Genomic DNA, 17,430 nt, shown 5'->3' with positions numbered 1-17,430 from the left:
GTCGTTCACGATGCGGTTCACCGAAGAGCAACGGGCGTTCGCCACCGCGGTGCGCGAGTTCTGCGCCCGCGAGTGCGGGACGAGTTCGCAACGCGAAGCCCTCACCGAGGGCGGTGAGCTGGACACCAGCCGGGAGCTTCTGGAGCGCCTGGCCGGGCACGGCTGGCTCGGCGTCTCCGTGCCCGAGGAGTACGGCGGGGCGGGCGCGGGCATGGTCGAGGAATGCCTCTTCCTCGAGGAGACGGCTCGCGGCCTCGCCCCGATCCACGCCTACGGGACCGGCCTCACCGCGGCGCAGACGTACCTGCGCTACGCCACCGAGGAGCAGAAGAAAGAGGTCATCGGCGGCCTGTGCCGGGGCCGGGTCGAGGCCATCGCGCTGTCCGAGCCGGGCGCGGGCTCCGACCTGGGCTCGGCCCGGCTGAAGGCGGTCGCCGACGGCGGCGACTACGTCATCACGGGCCAGAAGACGTGGACCACGGCGGCGCACCTGGCCGACCACGTCCTGGTGCTCACGCGCACGTCGTCCGGCGCGAAGAAGCACGACGGCCTGACGCTGCTGGTGGTGCCGGCCGACGCGCCGGGCCTGACGATCCGCCCGATCGCGACGATGGCGGCCCACACGGTCAACGACCTGTACTTCACCGACGTCCGGGTGCCCGCCGCGAACGTCGTCGGCGAGGTGGGCCAGGCGTGGCGGCACCTCATGCGCGGGCTGAGCGTCGAGCGGCTGATCATCGCCGCGATGTCGCTCGGGGCGGCGGAACGGGCGCTCGACGACGTCGTCGCCTACGTGGGCGAGCGGGAGCAGTTCGGCCGGACCATCGGGAGCTTCCAGGCCGTCCGGCACCGGATCGCGGACCTCGCGACGGAGATCGCGTGCAGCAGGGCGTTCGTCTACGACGTCGCCGAGCGCATCGACGCCGGCGAGGAGGACCAGCTGGCCCGCGAAGGGGCGATGGCCAAGCTCAAGTGCACCGAGGTCGCCAAGCTCGCGACGCTGGAGGCGATGCAGCTGATGGGCGGCGCGGGGTACGCGCGCGAGTACGGCATGGAGAGCCAGGTGCGGAAGGCGCTCGCGCCGCCGATCTACGGCGGGGCCAACGAAATCCAGCGCGAGATCATCGGCAAGAGCTTCGGGCTCTGATCGGGAAGGTGGGCGGATGAAGGCGATCTTCGCCCCGGACGTGCTGTCCGGCCAGCGGATCCTCATCACCGGCGGCGGCACGGGGCTCGGCCGCGGCGTCGCGCGGTACCTGACGGACCACGGGGCGGAGGTGCACCTGTGGGGCCGCCGCGAAGCGGTCCTGGCGGAGGCGGCGGCCGAGGCGGGCGCGCACTTCCAGGCCGTCGACGTCCGCAAGGCCGACCTGGTGGACGCGGCGATGGCGGAGATCTGGGACCGCCACGGCCCGTTGACCGGCGTGCTGAACAACGCGGCGGCCAACTTCATCGCCCCGACGGCGAGCTTGAGCGCGCGGGCGTTCGAGGCGGTGAGCGGAACGGTGATGAACGGCTCGTTCAACACGACGCACGCGGCCGGCCGCCGCTGGATCGCCGAGGGGCGGCCCGGCGTGGTCCTGTCCACGCTGACGACGTGGGTGTGGTCGGGTTCGGCGTTCGTGGTGCCCTCGGCGATGGCCAAGGCGGCGGTCCACGCGATGACGATGTCCCTGGCGGTGGAGTGGGCGCGCTACGGGATCCGCCTCAACGCGCTGGCCCCGGGCCCGATCCCCACGGACTACGCGTGGGAGATGCTCAACCCGACGGAGAGCAGCGCGGTCGGCGCGACGCAGGTCGACCAGATCCCGATGGGCCGCGCGGGCACGATCGAGGAACTGGCGAACCTGACGGTGTTCTTGTTCTCGGACGGCTGCAACTACTTGACGGGCGAGACGATCGCGATGGATGGTGGGCAGAGATTGGCCGGACCGGGGACATTCGCGGGCTTGACGTCACTGTCCGATGAGGACTGGCGGGAAGTTCGGGAACGGTCGCAAGCGGCCAGCGCGGTGGCGAAGTCGCAGCGGTCGGTCTGAGCAGGCCACGAAGGGGTTCTTTGCGATGATTGATCACCCTTTCTTGACCCGGACATCCGGTTTCGAGCCTTGGTCCAGATAGCAGTAGAGCCTCGAAAGCACGTCGCGCGCACCAGCACCCTGTGCGCGTTCAAGAGCGCGCCGGACCTGCGGGCTGCGCACCGCCAGACGAATGTCCTCCGCAATCAACTGATCGGCAGTCTCATCAGGCTCTTCCTGACCGAACGCGCGCAACCGGGACTTCGCCCGCACGAACTCGTAGAATTCCCAGCCACGCTCGCCCACATCATCGCGGCAGACGATCGCACGGGTAAGGGCATCGACAGCGCCGGAGTCATCGGGCGGGACCCGCTCAGCCAGTGCGAATCCAAGTTCGCCCCAATAGCGATGATTCGTAGGTTCGACCGTCGCCAATGCCTGGAAAACCGTTACCGTCCGCGCCATGACGAGTTTCGTTTCCGGCGATTTCCAGGTTTGCCGTCGCTGAGTCCACGCAAGCTGGAACATCTGCGCCCTCGCCGCAGGCGAGGCGTTGCGCAATGCGCTCACCAAGTCCTGCTCGACCACCTCGGGCTCATCATCGGCCAGTTGTTGCATCACCGATCTCATCGCGTCGCTGTCCTGGGTAAGCCGCCTGCTGACCTCATGATCGACCAGCGACTTCAGCTCCCCGAGATCGACTTTTCTGAAGATCTGAGTCAACCGGGTACGAGTGGCGACGTATCCCCCCAAGAAGCCCGCTACCGCTCCGGCGATCACGATCGCCCCCGCGATGACAGGGGCATCCGAACGATCACCGAACGCGGCCCCCACTCTGGAGAACAGACCGGCCGAGGCCGAGACCAGTCGCGTCAGCTCGATGAGTCCGACACCGATGAGGATCTTCGTCAGCCAGTCGGAGACCTGTTCGAGGTTGGTGTTGACCAGGTGGGTGGGCGCCTGGTTGCCGGCTCCCCGTTGCTCGCCGACCTGGAGAACTCTCGGTATGCCGAAGAGAAACCCGAGAAGACCACCGCTGAGCGCAGCCGCGAAAAAGACGAGAACGCCAGCAAACATGGGCTCGCAAGCCTTCCACATGGTCGACGGACAACGACATGACGTCAACACCTGTCGTCCGCACGCGGCTTGAAGTTACAGAATCGCCGGGCGTTCACCTGTTCAGCCGTCTTGACGAATGCGCTATCAGCATCCGGTCGCGCGTTGGGCTGCGTCCAGGAACGACTTCACCAACCCCGGGTCCGCGTAGTACTCATCCACCGCCCGCCGTCGGCCGTACTCGTACAACACCGCCAGCTTCCACAGCGCCAGCGTCGTGTACCAGTCCAGTGTGGACAGATCACGACCAGTCCGTTCGGCGTACCGCAAAGCCAGCTCCGCCCGGGTCGGATAACCAGGCTCCAGCGCCGCCACCCCCAGCTCCTCCGTCGGCGTCAGGGGTTCGTCCGGCGAAGGCCACGAGGCCAGGAAGTAGCCGACGTCGAAGAGCGGGTCGCCGATCGTGGCCAGCTCCCAATCCAAAACCGCCGCGATGCGGCCCGGGGCCGCCAGGATCACGTTGCCCAGCCGGTAGTCGTTGTGGACGATCGATGCGCCGGACTCCGGGGGCACGTGCGCGGCCAGCCACGCGTGGACCTCGGCGAACTCCGGTGGCGGATTTCCCGATGCGTCCGCGACCAGCCGGCCCATCCGGCGGAAGTGCCGCGCGTTGAACCCCTCCGGGCGGCCCAGGTCGGCCAGGCCGCGGGAACGCCAGTCGACCGCGTGCAGCGCCGCGAGCGTGTCCGCCAGCGCGAAGCCGATCTGGCGCCGCGAAGACGGCGTGTCCAGCGGGGACGGCGTCCGCTCGGTGACGACCGGGCCTTCGACGTGGCTCATCACGTAGAACGGGACGTCCAAGACCGCCGGCGCCACCGCCAGCACCTCCGGCACCGGGACGTCCGTGCCCGCCAGGGCGCCGATCAGCCGGGCCTCCCGCAGCATGTCGTGCGCGCCCGGGGGGACCGGGGGCGGTGGGGGACGGCGGACGACCACCTGGCGCGCGCCGTCCGACACCAGGAACGTCAGGTTCGAATGGCCGTCGCCGATGCGGCGGGTCGTCACCGGGCCCGTGCACAACCCCCGCGCGGCCAGGAACTTCTCCAACGCGGCCCGCGAAGTCGCGTCCCAGTTCCAGGTCACCGGGTGCTCTCGATCAGGTGCTGGAGGTACTGCCCCGGCCAGTGCGTCTCGAACTGCCCGGCCCCCTCCTCGCCGTCGATGGTCGCGTGGCACGCGGCTTCGTAGATGACCGTTCCCATCGGGTCGCGCGTCGGCAGCTTCACGACGCCGAACGCGTCCAGCACCAGGTGGGTCGTCTCGCCGGTGATGTCGACGACGTCGGCCTCCAGGCGCTTCTGCGTCATGTCGTCGTCGTAGTCCGCGTGGTGGCGGATGTGCGACACCGGGATCGTCACACCGTCCTTGACGACGTACCCCGCGAAACCCCACTCGCCGCGGGCGATCCAGATCCAGCCGTTCACTGCCCGGCCGCTCTCGGTGTAGGCGATGAACCACTTCCAGTGGTGCGGCACGCCCCAGTTCCGCACACCCCACGAGTGGTCGCGGTGGCCCTTGCGGTCCAGGGTGACGCGCCGGCCGGCCACCTCGAGGAAGCCGGTCACGTGCCCGGTCTGCTCCAGGCGGTTCTCCGCGAACCACGCGGGCAGCCCGTCCGGGTTCGACCGGTAGCTGAACGCGTCGTGCAACGCCGTGAAGTCGTACTCCAGCTTGACGTCGTCGCTCGTGTAGGACACCGAGGCGGTGCGCCGGAGCTCGGGCTGCTTGACGCCGAGCCCTTCGAAGTGGAAGTTGTCGAGGTCCGCGTCGTCGCCGACCACGCCCTGCGCGAGCTTCACGGCGACCGGCTCCGGTCCCCACACCGACACGTTGTAGCCGGTCTTGCCGCGGTCGGTCAGGTACAGGTACACCTGAAAGCCCAGCTGCTCGTCGGGCAGGATCATTTCCCAGAACAGGCTGTCGCGCATCCGGCCGCCCGGCGCGGGCCGGTGCCGGAGGTCGTCGGCCGGCCCGAATCCGGGGTCGATGTCTCCGAGCGTCGTCATGGATGCCTTACCTTCCGGTGAACTGCGGCCGGCGCTTGTCCTTGAACGCGGCCAGCGCTTCGGTCATGTCTTCGCCGCGGGTCAGCAGCGCCTGCCCGCGGTTCTCCAGCTCCAGCGCCCCGGCGTACGAGGTGATCTCCTGGTTGCGCTGCAAGGCCTGCTTCGACAGCTTCACGCCGCCCGGCGAGTTCCCCGCGATCTGCCGGGTCAGCTCGAGCGCTTCGCCGAGCAGCCGCTCGCTCGGCACGACCCGGTTCACCAGGCCGATCCGCTCGGCCTCCCCAGCTTCGAAAATCCGCCCCGTGTAAGCGATCTCGGCCGCCCGGCCGGGACCGACCAGGCGGGTCAGCTGCCACGACGTGCCCAACTCCCCCGCCGACAGCCCGACCTTGACGAAGGCGGCGTTGAACTTGGCCGTCGGCGCGGCGAGCCGGATGTCCGCGCTCAGCGCCAGGGACAGCCCGCCGCCGGACGCGGCGCCGTGGATCGCGGCGATCACCGGGAACGGCAGCTGCCGCAGCGCGGCGAGCCCGCCGGTCGCGAGCTCCTGGAACTTGAGGAACTCCCGCACGCCCATGCGCGTGATGACCTCGATCTCGGCGAGGTCGAACCCGGCGCAGAACGCGCGTTCGCCGGCGCCGGTGAGGATGAGCGCGCGGGCGCCGCTGTCGCGCAACGCCCGGGCGGCGGTGCGGATCTCGCCGAACATCTCGACGGTCATGGAGTTCAGCCGGTCCGGCCGGTTCAGCTTGAGCAGCAGGACGCCGGGTTCGGGCTCCTCGATGAGGAGCGTCCGGAAGTCGGGCACGGCGGTCTCCTAACGTCCGGTGAAGTTCGGCGCGCGCTTCTCCTTGAAGGCGGCGAGCGCTTCGGGCATGTCCTCGCCGCGGGTCAGCAGCGCCTGGCCGCGGTTTTCCAGTTCGAGCGCGGCGGCGTACGAGCCGATTTCCATGTTCGCCTGCAGCGCCCGCTTCGACAGCTGGACGCCACCCGGGGAGTTCGCGCAGATCAGCCCGGCCATCGCCAGGGCCTCGTCGAGCAGGACGTCGTCGTCGACCGTGCGGTTGACCAGCCCGATCCGCTCGGCTTCGTCGGCCAGGACGAACCGGCCGGTGTAGGCGATTTCGGCGGCGAGCGCGGGCCCGATCGTCCGGGACAGCAGCCAGGACGCGCCGAGGTCGCCCGCCGACAGTCCGATGCGGACGAACGCGGCGTTGAACTTCGCCGAGCGCGCGGCCAGGCGGATGTCCGCGGCCAGCGCCAGCGAGAGCCCGCCGCCCGCGGCGGCGCCGTTCACCGCGGCGATCACCGGGACCCGCAGCGCGCGCAGGGCGGAAAGCCCTCGCGCGGCCCGTTCCTGGCGGTCGAGCATGCCCAGCGCCGTCAGGCCGGCCAGCTCGTCGGCGTCGTCGAGGTCGTAGCCCGCGCAGAACGCCTTGCCTGCGCCGGTCAGGACGACCGCGCGGACGTCGTCGTCCTCGCCGAGAGCGAACGCCAGCTCCTCCAGCTCGGCGAACATCGTCACGGTCATCGCGTTGTACCGGTCCGGCCGATTCAGCGTCGCCAGCACGACGCCGTCGGCGGGCCGGGTCAGGTCGATGGTCTCCATCAGCGCATCCCTTCGAGAACCGCGAGCGTCGCCGCTTCGGCCTCTTCCGGTTTCAGGCCCCAGGGCGGGACGACGAGGTTCAGGTGGTCGTAGTCGCGGGCGTGCTCGGCCACCCGCGCGGCCACGTCGGCCGGACGGCAGGCCACCCCGACCGCGTCGAGCACGTCGTCGGGGACGGCCGCGACCACGGCCGCTTCGTCGCGGGCACGAACGGCCTCCCGGATCCGCTCCTGCGCCGAAGACCAGCCGTGCAGGGCGAAGAGCCGGTCGTAGACGCGGGACGCGGCGTACTGGGCCACCGCGAACGCGAGACGGCGGCGCGCGGCCTGCTCGTCCTCGTCGACAGCGCACATCAGGATGCCCATCAACGTCAGGTCGGCGGTGTCCCGGCCCGTCTCGGCCAGCCCGGCCTCGAGCTCCGGCCGCACGACCTCGCTGATGTAGCGGCCGGTGTACATCGGGTGCCCGACCAGGCCGTCGGCGACGCGGCCCGCGACGCGGACCATGCGGCGGTTCACCCCGGCCGTCCAGATCGGCAGCCGCTCCTGGATCGGTGGCGCGGTGTCGGCGGTCGGGCGCAGGTGGACGCGGTAGAACCGGCCGTCGTGCTCGACCGGGCCTTCGTGCAGCCGCCACAGCTTACGCAGGACCGTGACCAGCTCTTCCATCCGCTCGGCGGGCGCTTCGCCGCTGACGCCGTGCCAGTCCTCCATCATCCGGGGCGTGCCGTTGCCGAGCCCGAGGATCAGGCGTCCACCCGAAAGCTCGTCGAGGTCGCGGGCCTCGGCCGCCCAGACCAGCGGCGTGCGGCCGACGCCGTAGGCGATGTTGCAGCCGATCCGGACCCGCTCGGTGGCCTGGGAGAGCACGGCCATCGGGATGGTGGCCGAGCGGTTGTACAGCTCGCCGGTCCAGACGGCGTCGAACCCGGCCGCCTCGGCCCGGACGGCGAGGTCCGCGGCCCGCCGGAACCGCTCGGGGCCGGAGCCCGCGCTGAAGATCGTCAGTCCGTACACGGCTCCCCCTCAGGCGAACTTCGGCGGGCGCTTGGCGAGGAACGCGGCGAGGCCTTCCCGCGCCTCACCCGCTTCGAAGAGGTCCTGTTCCTGCTCGGCCTCGAAGCGGAAGCCCTCCTCCAGCGGCAGGTCGAACGCGGCGTCGACGGTGCGGATCACCGCGCTCAACGCCGGCCGCGACAGCGTCACGAGCTTCTCGGCCAGCTCCAGGGCGGCCACCTCCGCCTTGCCCGCGTCGACGAGCCGGTCGGCCAGGCCGATCGCGTGCGCCTCGGCGGCCGGGACCTGCCGGGCGGTGAGCATGATGTCCAAGGCCCGGCCCCGGCCGACCAGCCGCGGGAGCCGTTGCGTGCCACCGGCGCCGGGAATGAGACCCAGCTTCACCTCGGGCAGGCCGAACCGGGCGTCGGCGCCGGCCACGCGCAGCGTGCAGGCCATGGCCAGCTCCAGGCCGCCGCCCAGGGCGAGGCCGTCGACCGCGGCGATCGTGACGCGCTCGGGTGCGGCCAGCCGGTCGAGCACCCCGCGCAGCCGGTCGCCGTAGGCGGTGAACGACGCCGCGTCGATGCCGGACATGTGCTTGATGTCGGCGCCGGCGGCGAAGAACCCGGTCACCTCGGAGGCGACCACGATGACCTTGGCGTCCCCGGCGGCGTCCAGGGCCGCGTTCAGCCCGTCGATGATCGGCAGGCCGAGGGCGTTGGCCGGCGGGCGGGCCAGGGTGAGCACGCGGATGCCGGGACCGGCTTCGCGGGCGCCGACGGCGTCAGTCATGGTCTTCCTCCACAGTGGACGGGTTCAGGGGCGGCGCGGGAACCGCGCGAAGTCGGGGGCGCGTTTCTCCTTGAACGCCTCGCGGCCCTCCTTGGCCTCTTCCGAGGCGTAGAAGAGCAGGTTGGCGTCGTGGGCGAGCTGCTGGATGCCGGCGAGGCCGTCTTCGGCGGCGTGGAAGCCGGCCTTGAGCATCCGCAACGCGAACGGCGACAGCGCCAGCATCTCCCGGCACCACGCGACGGTCTCGGTCTCCAGGTCGGCCAGCGGGACGACGGTGTTGACCAGGCCCATCTCCAGGGCCTGGTGGGCGTCGTACTGGCGGCACAGGAACCAGATCTCCTTGGCCTTGCGCGCGCCGACGACCTGGGTGAGCAGCCCGGCGCCGAACCCGCCGTCGAACGAGCCGACCCGCGGACCGGTCTGCCCGAAGCGGGCGTTGTCGGCGGCGATGGCCAGGTCGCACACCAGCTGCAGCACCTGTCCCCCGCCGATCGCGTACCCGGCGACCATCGCGACCACCGGCTTGGGCAGCCGCCGGAGCTGGACGTGCAGGTCGGTGACGTGGAACCGGCCCGGCCGCCCGGGCTCGGAGACGTACCCGGTGTCGCCGCGCACGCGCTGGTCCCCGCCCGAGCAGAAGGCCAGCTCGCCCTCACCGGTCAGGATGATCACGCCGATCGAGGTGTCTTCGCGGGCGGCGTCGAGCGCGTCGGAGATCTCGACCAGCGTCTGCGGCCGGAAGGCGTTGCGCACCTCCGGGCGACAGATCGTGATCTTGGCGATCCCGTCGCCGCTGTGGTCGAGGCGGATGTCCTCATAGGACCCCACCTCCTTCCAGTCCACGCTCATGCCATGGTCAATCCGCCGCTGACCGAAAGCGTTTGCCCCGTGATGTACCCGGCCGCGTCGGAGGCGAAGAACGCGACGGCGGCGGCGACGTCCGCCGGCTGCGCGAGGCGCTTCATCGGGACCCCACGGACCATGCCGCCGAGCACCTTGTCGGCGTCCTGGCCGGAGCTGTCGGCGAACTTGCGCAACGCCGGGGTGTCGGTCGGGCCCGGGCAGACGGTGTTGGCGGTGACGCCCTTGGTCGCGACCTCGCGGGCGAGGGTCTTGGTGAAGGCGATGATGCCGCCCTTGGCCCCCGAGTAGACGGCTTCCAACGACGAGCCGACGCGTCCGGCGTCGGACCCGATGTTGATCACCCGGCCGTGGCCCCGCTCGATCATGCCCGGGACGACCGTCCGGATCACCCGCAGCGCGCCCTTGAAGTTGATGTCGAGGATGCGGTCCCAGAAGTCCTCGTCGGTGTCGACGAACTTCATGAAGTCGTCCCAGCCGGCGTTGTTGACGACGATCTCGACCGGGCCGAGCTCCTCGGTCACCGTCTTGACGGCGGCCTGCACGGACGCGGTGTCGGTGATGTCGGTCCGGACGGCGAGCGCGCGACCGCCGGCTTCGGTGATCCGGTCGGCCGTGGCCTGCGCGGCCTCGAGGTTGAGGTCGGCGATGGCGACGCGGTGGCCGTGCTCGCCGAGGGCCAGCGCGATGCCCTGTCCGATGCCCTGCGCACCACCGGTGACGAGGGCGACGCGGTTGCTCATGGGGGTTTCCTCTCTCAGTTCCAGTTGACGGGGCCGGCGACGATCGAATGGCTGGTGAGCTTGCGGCCCAGGACGTCCTGCGCGGCCCGCGCGGCGTCGATGAGACCGGGCAGCGACAGGCCGGTCGCCACGCCCATCTCGTGGAACATGCTCACCAGGTCCTCGGTCGCGATGTTGCCGGTGGAGCCGGGCGGGACCGGGCAGCCGCCCAGTTCGCCGAAGCTCGACTCGAAGCTCACGCACCCGGCTTCGAGGGCCGCGTAGGCGTTGGCCAGGCCCTGCCCGCGGGTGTTGTGGAAGTGCGCGGTGACCTCGACGCCGGGCAGCCGGTCCAGCGCCGCGGTGAAGAACTCCGAGACATAGGCGGGGTTCGCCATGCCGGTCGTGTCGCCGAAGCCGATCTCCGTCGCGCCCGCCGCGGCGAACCGCTCGGCCAGGCCGAGCACGGTGTCCAGGGGCACCTTGCCCTCGTAGGGGCAGCCGAAGGACGTCGCGATGACGGCCGCGCAGTCCAGGCCCTCGGCGCGGATCCGGGCGGCCATCTTGTCGTTGTCGGCCATCGTCTCGGCGACCGTGCGGTTGACGTTCTTCTTGTTGTGCGTCTCCGACGCGGACACGAAGAGGGCGGCCTCGTGGAACTTCTCGCGCACCTTCAGCGCGTTGTCCAGCCCACGGCTGTTGGGGATCAGCACCATCAGCCGCACGTCGGCCGGGACGTCGATCCGGTTCAGCACCTCGACGCCGTCGGCCAGCTGCGGGATGACGTCGGGCCGCACGAAGCTGGCGACCTCGATGCGCTTCAGGCCGGTGCGGCCGAGCGCGTCGATCAGGCGCACCTTCTCGCCGGTCGGGATGTGCTCGGGTTCGTTCTGGAACCCGTCGCGCGGCCCGACTTCACGGACCCGCACGCTGTCCGGCCTCATTTCTTCCCCTTCAGCAGGTCTTCGCGGAACTCGGGCGCCGCGATCGCGGCCAGCCGCTTCGTCCGCTCGGTCAGGTCACAGCCGCGCAGGTGCGCGACGCCGTACTCGGTCACGACGTGGTCCACATCGGACCGTCCGGTGGTGACCGGGCCGTGCAGGCGCGGGACGATCGTGGAGTGCTCACCCGAGCGGGCGCGCACGGTGATGATCGAACGCGCGGCCGCGCGGGAGAAGTCGGCTTGCCCGCCGACGGCTCCGATGTGGACACCGCGGCGGAGCTCGGCGCCCACCTGCCCGGTCAGGTCGACCTCGATCGCCGAGTTGACCGAGACGAACGCGCGCAGCCGGGCCAGGATGTGCGGGGCGTGGGTGTAGCTCGCGGGCCGGAACTCGACCGGCAGCTCGGGCAGGCGCTCGTACAGCTCGGTGCTGCCCAGCGCCGCGCCGGTGACGATCACGCCGCGGTCGATCTCCTTGCGGGCGCCGGTGAGCACGCCCTTCTCGACAAGCCGCAGCACGCCGTCGGAGATCATCCCGGAGTGCACGCCGAGGTCCTGGTGCCCGGCCAGCGCGTCGAGCACGGCGGTGGGCAGCGACCCGACGCCCAGCTGCAGGGTGTCGCCGTCCTCGACCAGCTCGGCCACGTGCCGAGCGATGGCCAGCTCGACGTCGTCGGCCGCGCGGATCGGGGCCTCGGTCAGGGGCCGGTCGGTCTCGACGACGGCGGCGAACCGGCTCAGCGGGATGCGCGGGGTCCCGGTGGTCGCCGGCATCCGCCGGTTGACCTCGGCGATCAGTACCGGCGTGTGCGCGAGGGCATCGGCGATGTAGTCGACGCCGACGCCGAGCGAGCACGTCCCGCCGGCGTCCGGGGAGGACACCTGCACGAACCCGACGTCGGACGGCAGGGCGCCTTCGGCGAACAGGCTCGGCAGGGCCGAGTAGTGACACCGGACGACGTCGAGCCGGCCGGCCTCGCTGAGCTTCCGCAGGTCGCCGAGTGCGCCGTAGGACGACAGCGTGACGCTCTCCGGCAGGTGCCGCGTCAGGCGTTCGTCCCAGCTGAGGCCGCAGAACGCCCGCACGTGGCCGAGCGCGTCCGCCTGGTCGAGCAGGGCGTGCACGAGCGGCGTCGGCTCGGCGCTCGCCTGGCTCCACCAGACGCCGTCGCCGGGCCGGACGAAGGCGCCCAGGTCGATCATGCGCCGATCCGCTGGATCAGCGTCGCGGTGCCGAGCCCGCCGCCGCAGCACATCGTGACGAGGCCGAACTCGGCGTCCCGGCGTCCCAGCTCCGCGACGAGCGTGGCCATCAGCCGGGCGCCGGTCGCGCCGACGGCGTGGCCGAGGGCGATGGCACCGCCGTTGACGTTGACGCGGTCCATGTCCGGCTTCAGCTCGCGCTCCCAGGCCAGGACGACGGAGCTGAACGCTTCGTTGACCTCGAAGAGATCGATGTCGCCGACAGACATGCCGTTGCGGTCCAGCAGCTTGCGCGTGGCCGGGATCGGCCCGGTGAGCATGATGACCGGGTCCACGCCGACCGTGAGCTGGTCGACGATCCGGGCCCGCGCGCGCAGGCCGTGTTGCTCGGCGGCGTCGCGGGAGGCCAGCAGGACCGCGGCGGCGCCGTCGGAGATCGGCGACGAGCTGCCCGCTGTGATCCGGCCGTTCTCCTTGCGGAAAGCGGGTTTCAGCCCGGCCAGGGTCTCGACGGTGGTGCCGGGTCGGACGCACTGGTCACCGCGGCGGACCTCCCCGGCCAGGTCGAGCGGGATCATTTCGGCGTCGAACCGGCCGGCTTCCCCGGCTTCGGTGGCCAGCCGGTGGGATCGGGCGGCGAACTCGTCCAGTTCGGACCGCCCGAGGTCCCAGCGGTCCGCGATCAGCTCGGCGCTTTCGCCTTGGTGCACGAAGGAGTACCGCTCGCGCAGCTCCGCCGGCCACGGGTCGCCGTAGAGCTCCTGGAGCTTCACCGGCGAGTCGATGGGCACGTGGCCCATGTGCTCGACGCCGCCCGCGATGACGACGTCGTGCGTCCCGGTGCCGACCAGCCCGGCCGCCATCTCGATGGCCGTCTGCGCGGAGCCGCACCGGCGGTCGAGCGTCACGGCCGGGACCTCGGGCGGGTAGCCGGCCTGCAGCCAGGCGTTGCGGCCGATGTTGCGCGACTGCTCGCCGAACGGCGCGGTGCAGCCGATCACGAGGTCCTCGACGACGTCCGGCGCGATCCCGCCCCGGGTCAGCAGCTCGGTGTAGCAGGCGCCCAGGATCGTGTTCGGGTGCGTGTCGCGGTACCAGCCGCGCTCGGCGTGCGACTTCCCGATCGGCGTCCGCACCGCTTCGGCGATGACGACTTCCCGTCCGTGGCGCATCAGATCACCGTCCCGCCGTCGACCGGCAGCACCTGGCCGGTGATGTACCCGGCGGCGTCGGAGGCGAAGAACACGAAGCTGCCGGCGATCTCGTCCGGCTCGGCCCAGCGGCCGAGCGGGATGCGGGCGAGGGTCTTCGCCGCGAGCTTCTCGTTGCCGCGGATGTTCTCGGTCATCGCCGTCGCGGCCAGCGGCGCGAGGGCGTTCACGGTCACCTTGCGGCGGGCCAGCTCCTTGGCCAGAGACTTCGTGAAGCCGATGATCCCGGCCTTCGCGGCGCCGTAGTTGGCCTGCCCGATGGTGCCGGTCAGGCCGGCGGCCGAGGTGACGTTGATGACCCGGCCGGTCCCGTCGTCCGGCAGGTACGGCAGGACCGCCTTGCTGCAGACGAAGCTCCCGACGACGTGGATGTCGAGGATCCGCCGGAACGCCTCCTCGGTGAGGTCGGGGAACATCGCCGGGGCGATCGCGCCCGCGTTGTTGACCAGGATGTGCACGGTCCCGTCCGCCAGGGCCGCCGCCTGGCGGGCCGCGTCGGCCGCGGCTTGAGCGTCACGGACGTCGAGCGCGCAGTACTCCGCGCCGATGGCTTCGGCGGTCGTCTTCGCCGCCCGCTCGTCGATGTCGGTGACGAGGACCTTCGCGCCGGCACCGGCGAACGCTTTCGCCACGGCGGCACCGATTCCGCCGCCGGCCCCGGTGACCAGGGCGGCGCGGCCGTCGAGTCGGAACATCAGTAACTCCTGGGGAGGCCGAGGACGTGCGAGCCGAGGTAGTTGAGGACCATCTCCTGGCTCAGCGGGGCGATCTTGAGCAGCCGGGCTTCCCGGAAGTACCGCGCGACGTGGTACTCCTCGGAGTAGCCCATGCCGCCGTGGGTCTGCAGGGCGCGGTCGGCGGCCTGGAACCCGGCGTCGGCGCAGAGGTACTTGGCCGTGTTCGCCTCGCGGCCGCACGGTTTGCCGTTGTCGTAGAGCCAGGTCGCCTTGCGCAGCGCCAGTTCGGCGGCGTCGAGCCGGGCGAGCGAGTCGGCCAGGGGGAACTGCAGGCCCTGGTTCATCCCGATCGGCCGGCCGAACACCTCGCGCTCGTTGCCGTAGCGGACCGCGCGTTTCAGCGCGGCCCGGCCGAGGCCGAGCGCTTCGGCGGCGACGAGCATCCGTTCGGGGTTGAGGCCGTCGAGGATGTACTTGAAGCCCTCGCCCTCTTCGCCGACGCGGTCTTCGACGGGGACGCGCAGGTCGTCGATGAACAGCTCGTTCGACGTCACGGCGTTGCGGCCCATCTTGCGGATCGGCCGGATGTCGACGTGCGCGCGGTCGAGGTCGGTGAGGAACAGCGTGAGCCCGTCGGTCTTCTTCCCGACGTCCTCGAGTTTCGTGGTCCGGGTCAGCAGCAGGATCTTTTCGGACTCCATCGCCTTGGAGATCCAGACCTTGCGGCCGTTGACGACGTAGTGGTCGCCGTCGCGGCGGGCGAACGTCGTGATCCGCGTGGTGTCGAGGCCGGCTTCGGGTTCGGTGACGCCGAAGCAGACGTGCAGGTCGCCGGTCACGATCCGGGGCAGCGTCCGCCGTTTCAGCTCTTCCGAGCCGTGCACGATCACCGGGTGCATGCCGAAGATCGACAGGTGCATCGAGCTCGCGGCGTTCATCCCGCCACCGGACGCCGAGACTTCTTCCAGCAGCAGCGACGCTTCGGTGATGCCGAAGCCGTGGCCGCCGTACTCCTCCGGCGTGGTGATCCCGAGCCAGCCGCCCTGGGCGAAGGCGTCGTAGAACTCCTTCGGGAACTCGTGGGCCTCGTCCTTGGCGAGCCAGTAGTCGTCGTCGAACTTGCCCGCCAGCTCGGCCACCGCCGTGCGGATCGTGGTCTGGTCCTCGGTCAGCTCAAAGTCCACAGCAAGTCTCCCGCTACTCCTTGTATGGACTGACTATACAAAAGGACTGACCAAATAGCTAGGCCACCGGAACCAGCGGAAGGGCGGCGGCGAGCCGTTCGTTCCAGACGTCGGGACCACCGAACAGGCGGTTGTTCAGCTTGGCGCGCTTGTAGAACAGCTGCAGGTCGTGCTCCCACGTGTAGCCGATCGCGCCGTGGACGGTGAGCGCGCTGTCGGCGACGCGCTCCGCGGCCGCGCAGACCTGGGCTTTGGCCGCGGCCGCGTGCAGGACGGCGTCTTCGTGACCGGCCTCGACGGACGCGGCGGCGTAGTAGACGAGCGAGCGCGCGGCCTCGACGTCCACCAGCATGGTCGCGGCGGCGTGCTTGACCGCCTGGAACGAGCCGATCGGGACGCCGAACTGGTGCCGCTGCTTGCTGTATTCGACGGCGAGGTCGAGCATCCGTTCCGCCGCGCCGAGGCTGTCGGCGGCGACGAGCACCGCGGCCCGCGAAGCCGCCTGCCGCCGCAATTCCCGCGCACCGGCGAAAACCACCGTCTCCCCCGCCGTCACCGTCAGGTCGGCGACCGACCGGCTGCGGTCCAGGAGTTTCCGGGGCACGGCCGAAGCTTCGGCGAGCAGCATCCGGTCGCCGTCCGGAACGAGGAACCGGCGCGCCCGATCGCCGGCGAGGACGTACCGCCCTTCCCCGCCGTCGACGTCCGGCGGGCGATCGGCACTCGTGGCGAGGACGGCGAATTCGCCGTCCTCCAGCGAAGCGGCCGCCAGTTCCGGCTTTCCGGACAAAAAGGGTGCCGCCAGGACGGCGGCCAGCCAGGCGGCCGACGGCGCCGCGGACCGGCCCAGCTCTTCGGCGGCGAGCGCGAGCTCCACCAGACCGCCGCCCTGGCCACCGTTTTCTTCCGCCGTGCCGACGGTGAACCAGCCTTCTTCGACGAACCGCCGTTCGAACGGGGTGGGATCGCCGGCCGCCAGCCAGCTCCGCACCCGGTCCGCCGGGGCGAACCGGTCCAGCCAGCCTTTGAAGGAGTCCCGGAACAGTTCCTGGTCCTCGGTCAGGGTCCACCGCATGCCCGCGCCTCCCGGAGTCCGGTGCCGTTTGATGCTTCACTGCATCGCGGACGATACCGCCGAAATGGTAACTTAGGTCAGACCGTTAGACCACTTGTTGGGAGAACCACATGACGGGCGCTCGCGCGCAGGAGCCGAAGACCGTCCGATCGTCGGTCCGGCTCCCTCCGATGGAGGTGCCGAAGGCCTCCGACGTGCTCGCGAACGAACTTCGCGAGCGCATCCTGACCGGCGAGTACCCGGAGGGCACGGCCTTGCCCCCGGAGCGCGAGCTGGTCGTCCAGACCGCGATGAGCCGCACCACGGTGCGGGAAGCGTTGCGCATCCTCGAGGTCCAGGGCCTGGTCCGGATCAAGACCGGCCGGGCGGGCGGCGCGTTCGTCCAGCGGCCGGGCCAGGACTCGGTGGCGTCCTCGGTCAGCCTGCTGATCCGCGGTCAGCAGATCCGGCTGGCCGACCTGCTGGAGACCCGCGAGGCGATCGAGCCGTTCTGCGCCCGGCTGGCGGCCCGCAACCGCACGGACGCGGACCTGGCGCGGCTGGAGGCGGCGAACACGGCGATCGCGGACTCGTCCAGCAGCCTGGCGCAGTTCCTGCAGGCCAATGTGGACTGGCACGTCGGAGTCGCGACGGCCGGCCACAACGAGCTGCTGACCGGGTTGATGACCGCGTTGTCCCGCGCCATCTACGCGGCGACGGAGAACGAGGAGTTCGTCGACGCGGAGGTCCGCAAGACGACGGTCCGCGCCCACCGCTCGATCACCGACGCGATCCGCGCCCAGGACCCCGACGCGGCCGTCCGCCGCATGGGCCGCCACGTCCACGCATACGCCGAAGCAGTCCTGCAGGTAGACGAACGCACAGAAATCCTCGTCGAAGACTCGTGACCCACGGGGCATCACGCGTGATTGAGCAGGCATCACGCGTGATCAGACGGGCATCACACGTGATTGAGCGGGCATCACGCCGATGCCCCTCCAGTCACGCGTGATGCCCCTCCAGACACGCGTGATGC

General features: G+C 70.8%; 18 protein-coding genes. 3 read left to right on the top strand and 15 right to left on the bottom strand.

Features of this window, described 5'->3' with window-relative positions; translation table 11 throughout:
- The first annotated feature begins 10 nt into the window (after nt 1-10).
- A complete protein-coding gene (locus ACZ7OU_RS24205) occupies nt 11-1,147 on the top strand; it encodes an acyl-CoA dehydrogenase family protein (protein ID WP_470256795.1) in 1,137 nt (378 codons plus the stop codon).
- Nucleotides 1,148-1,163: 16 nt separating this feature from the next.
- Nucleotides 1,164-2,039, top strand: a complete 876-nt coding sequence (locus ACZ7OU_RS24200; protein ID WP_470256794.1) for an SDR family oxidoreductase — start codon at nt 1,164-1,166, stop codon at nt 2,037-2,039.
- 33 nt (nt 2,040-2,072) lie between these two features.
- Here ACZ7OU_RS24200 and ACZ7OU_RS24195 read toward each other — a convergent pair whose 3' ends face one another.
- The 15 genes from ACZ7OU_RS24195 to ACZ7OU_RS24125 all read right to left on the bottom strand — a co-directional run bounded on the left by ACZ7OU_RS24195 (nt 2,073) and on the right by ACZ7OU_RS24125 (nt 16,415).
- Nucleotides 2,073-3,095: a hypothetical protein gene (locus ACZ7OU_RS24195; protein ID WP_470256793.1), complete on the bottom strand. Its 1,023-nt coding sequence runs from the start codon at nt 3,093-3,095 to the stop codon at nt 2,073-2,075.
- Nucleotides 3,096-3,221: 126 nt separating this feature from the next.
- The gene (locus tag ACZ7OU_RS24190; protein ID WP_470256792.1) at nt 3,222-4,217 is read right to left on the bottom strand and encodes a phosphotransferase family protein; all 996 of its coding nucleotides are present in this window, start codon (nt 4,215-4,217) and stop codon (nt 3,222-3,224) included.
- Nucleotides 4,214-5,140, bottom strand: coding sequence for a DUF7064 domain-containing protein (locus tag ACZ7OU_RS24185; protein ID WP_470256791.1), 927 nt, complete (start codon nt 5,138-5,140; stop codon nt 4,214-4,216). The genes ACZ7OU_RS24190 and ACZ7OU_RS24185 overlap by 4 nt, the downstream gene beginning before the upstream one ends.
- Before the next feature lie 7 nt (nt 5,141-5,147).
- Nucleotides 5,148-5,948 carry an enoyl-CoA hydratase/isomerase family protein gene (locus ACZ7OU_RS24180; RefSeq protein ID WP_470256790.1) on the bottom strand — a complete coding sequence of 267 codons (801 nt, stop codon included), beginning with the start codon at nt 5,946-5,948 and terminating at the stop codon, nt 5,148-5,150.
- Nucleotides 5,949-5,957: 9 nt separating this feature from the next.
- Nucleotides 5,958-6,749, bottom strand: coding sequence for an enoyl-CoA hydratase/isomerase family protein (locus ACZ7OU_RS24175; protein WP_470256789.1), 792 nt, complete (start codon nt 6,747-6,749; stop codon nt 5,958-5,960).
- Complete coding sequence (locus tag ACZ7OU_RS24170; RefSeq protein WP_470256788.1) at nt 6,749-7,765, bottom strand: LLM class flavin-dependent oxidoreductase; 1,017 nt, start codon at nt 7,763-7,765, stop codon at nt 6,749-6,751. The genes ACZ7OU_RS24175 and ACZ7OU_RS24170 overlap by 1 nt, the downstream gene beginning before the upstream one ends.
- Before the next feature lie 9 nt (nt 7,766-7,774).
- Nucleotides 7,775-8,539 carry an enoyl-CoA hydratase/isomerase family protein gene (locus tag ACZ7OU_RS24165; protein ID WP_470256787.1) on the bottom strand — a complete coding sequence of 255 codons (765 nt, stop codon included), beginning with the start codon at nt 8,537-8,539 and terminating at the stop codon, nt 7,775-7,777.
- 24 nt (nt 8,540-8,563) lie between these two features.
- Nucleotides 8,564-9,388: a 1,4-dihydroxy-2-naphthoyl-CoA synthase gene (gene menB / locus ACZ7OU_RS24160; protein ID WP_470256786.1), complete on the bottom strand. Its 825-nt coding sequence runs from the start codon at nt 9,386-9,388 to the stop codon at nt 8,564-8,566.
- Complete coding sequence (locus tag ACZ7OU_RS24155; protein ID WP_470237830.1) at nt 9,385-10,143, bottom strand: SDR family NAD(P)-dependent oxidoreductase; 759 nt, start codon at nt 10,141-10,143, stop codon at nt 9,385-9,387. Before ACZ7OU_RS24155 ends, menB begins: the two co-directional genes overlap by 4 nt.
- A gap of 14 nt (nt 10,144-10,157) precedes the next feature.
- Complete coding sequence (locus ACZ7OU_RS24150) at nt 10,158-11,066, bottom strand: hydroxymethylglutaryl-CoA lyase (RefSeq protein WP_470256785.1); 909 nt, start codon at nt 11,064-11,066, stop codon at nt 10,158-10,160.
- Nucleotides 11,063-12,268, bottom strand: a complete 1,206-nt coding sequence (locus ACZ7OU_RS24145; RefSeq protein WP_470256784.1) for an acetyl-CoA hydrolase/transferase family protein — start codon at nt 12,266-12,268, stop codon at nt 11,063-11,065. Before ACZ7OU_RS24145 ends, ACZ7OU_RS24150 begins: the two co-directional genes overlap by 4 nt.
- Complete coding sequence (locus ACZ7OU_RS24140; protein ID WP_470256783.1) at nt 12,265-13,440, bottom strand: thiolase family protein; 1,176 nt, start codon at nt 13,438-13,440, stop codon at nt 12,265-12,267. Before ACZ7OU_RS24140 ends, ACZ7OU_RS24145 begins: the two co-directional genes overlap by 4 nt.
- Nucleotides 13,440-14,174, bottom strand: a complete 735-nt coding sequence (locus ACZ7OU_RS24135; RefSeq protein WP_470256782.1) for an SDR family NAD(P)-dependent oxidoreductase — start codon at nt 14,172-14,174, stop codon at nt 13,440-13,442. The genes ACZ7OU_RS24140 and ACZ7OU_RS24135 overlap by 1 nt, the downstream gene beginning before the upstream one ends.
- Nucleotides 14,174-15,340, bottom strand: a complete 1,167-nt coding sequence (locus tag ACZ7OU_RS24130; protein WP_470256781.1) for an acyl-CoA dehydrogenase family protein — start codon at nt 15,338-15,340, stop codon at nt 14,174-14,176. The genes ACZ7OU_RS24135 and ACZ7OU_RS24130 overlap by 1 nt, the downstream gene beginning before the upstream one ends.
- A gap of 58 nt (nt 15,341-15,398) precedes the next feature.
- Nucleotides 15,399-16,415 (bottom strand): acyl-CoA dehydrogenase family protein, encoded by a 1,017-nt coding sequence (locus ACZ7OU_RS24125; protein WP_470256780.1) that lies wholly within the window; start codon nt 16,413-16,415, stop codon nt 15,399-15,401.
- Nucleotides 16,416-16,525: 110 nt separating this feature from the next.
- Between ACZ7OU_RS24125 and ACZ7OU_RS24120 the strand changes: the two genes are divergently transcribed.
- The gene (locus tag ACZ7OU_RS24120) at nt 16,526-17,302 is read left to right on the top strand and encodes a FadR/GntR family transcriptional regulator (RefSeq protein WP_470256779.1); all 777 of its coding nucleotides are present in this window, start codon (nt 16,526-16,528) and stop codon (nt 17,300-17,302) included.
- Nucleotides 17,303-17,430 lie beyond the last annotated feature (128 nt).

This window comes from Amycolatopsis sp. NPDC114505 (genome assembly GCF_055633615.1).
The sequence above is the reverse complement of the archived record's forward strand: the minus strand, read 5'-3'. Positions and strand labels throughout refer to the sequence as shown.

Excerpts from the sequence above, each read along its gene's own strand:
- ACZ7OU_RS24165 (WP_470256787.1), bottom strand. The coding sequence starts at position 8,539 with ATGACTGACGCCGTCGGCGCCCGCGAAGCCGGTCCCGGCATCCGCGTG.
- menB (WP_470256786.1), bottom strand. The coding sequence starts at position 9,388 with ATGAGCGTGGACTGGAAGGAGGTGGGGTCCTATGAGGACATCCGCCTC.
- ACZ7OU_RS24175 (WP_470256789.1), bottom strand. The coding sequence starts at position 6,749 with ATGGAGACCATCGACCTGACCCGGCCCGCCGACGGCGTCGTGCTGGCG.
- ACZ7OU_RS24140 (WP_470256783.1), bottom strand. The coding sequence starts at position 13,440 with ATGCGCCACGGACGGGAAGTCGTCATCGCCGAAGCGGTGCGGACGCCG.
- ACZ7OU_RS24185 (WP_470256791.1), bottom strand. The coding sequence starts at position 5,140 with ATGACGACGCTCGGAGACATCGACCCCGGATTCGGGCCGGCCGACGAC.
- ACZ7OU_RS24155 (WP_470237830.1), bottom strand. The coding sequence starts at position 10,143 with ATGAGCAACCGCGTCGCCCTCGTCACCGGTGGTGCGCAGGGCATCGGA.
- ACZ7OU_RS24120 (WP_470256779.1), top strand. The coding sequence starts at position 16,526 with ATGACGGGCGCTCGCGCGCAGGAGCCGAAGACCGTCCGATCGTCGGTC.
- ACZ7OU_RS24125 (WP_470256780.1), bottom strand. The coding sequence starts at position 16,415 with ATGCGGTGGACCCTGACCGAGGACCAGGAACTGTTCCGGGACTCCTTC.
- ACZ7OU_RS24205 (WP_470256795.1), top strand. The coding sequence starts at position 11 with ATGCGGTTCACCGAAGAGCAACGGGCGTTCGCCACCGCGGTGCGCGAG.
- ACZ7OU_RS24150 (WP_470256785.1), bottom strand. The coding sequence starts at position 11,066 with ATGAGGCCGGACAGCGTGCGGGTCCGTGAAGTCGGGCCGCGCGACGGG.
- ACZ7OU_RS24145 (WP_470256784.1), bottom strand. The coding sequence starts at position 12,268 with ATGATCGACCTGGGCGCCTTCGTCCGGCCCGGCGACGGCGTCTGGTGG.
- ACZ7OU_RS24195 (WP_470256793.1), bottom strand. The coding sequence starts at position 3,095 with ATGTTTGCTGGCGTTCTCGTCTTTTTCGCGGCTGCGCTCAGCGGTGGT.
- ACZ7OU_RS24135 (WP_470256782.1), bottom strand. The coding sequence starts at position 14,174 with ATGTTCCGACTCGACGGCCGCGCCGCCCTGGTCACCGGGGCCGGCGGC.
- ACZ7OU_RS24200 (WP_470256794.1), top strand. The coding sequence starts at position 1,164 with ATGAAGGCGATCTTCGCCCCGGACGTGCTGTCCGGCCAGCGGATCCTC.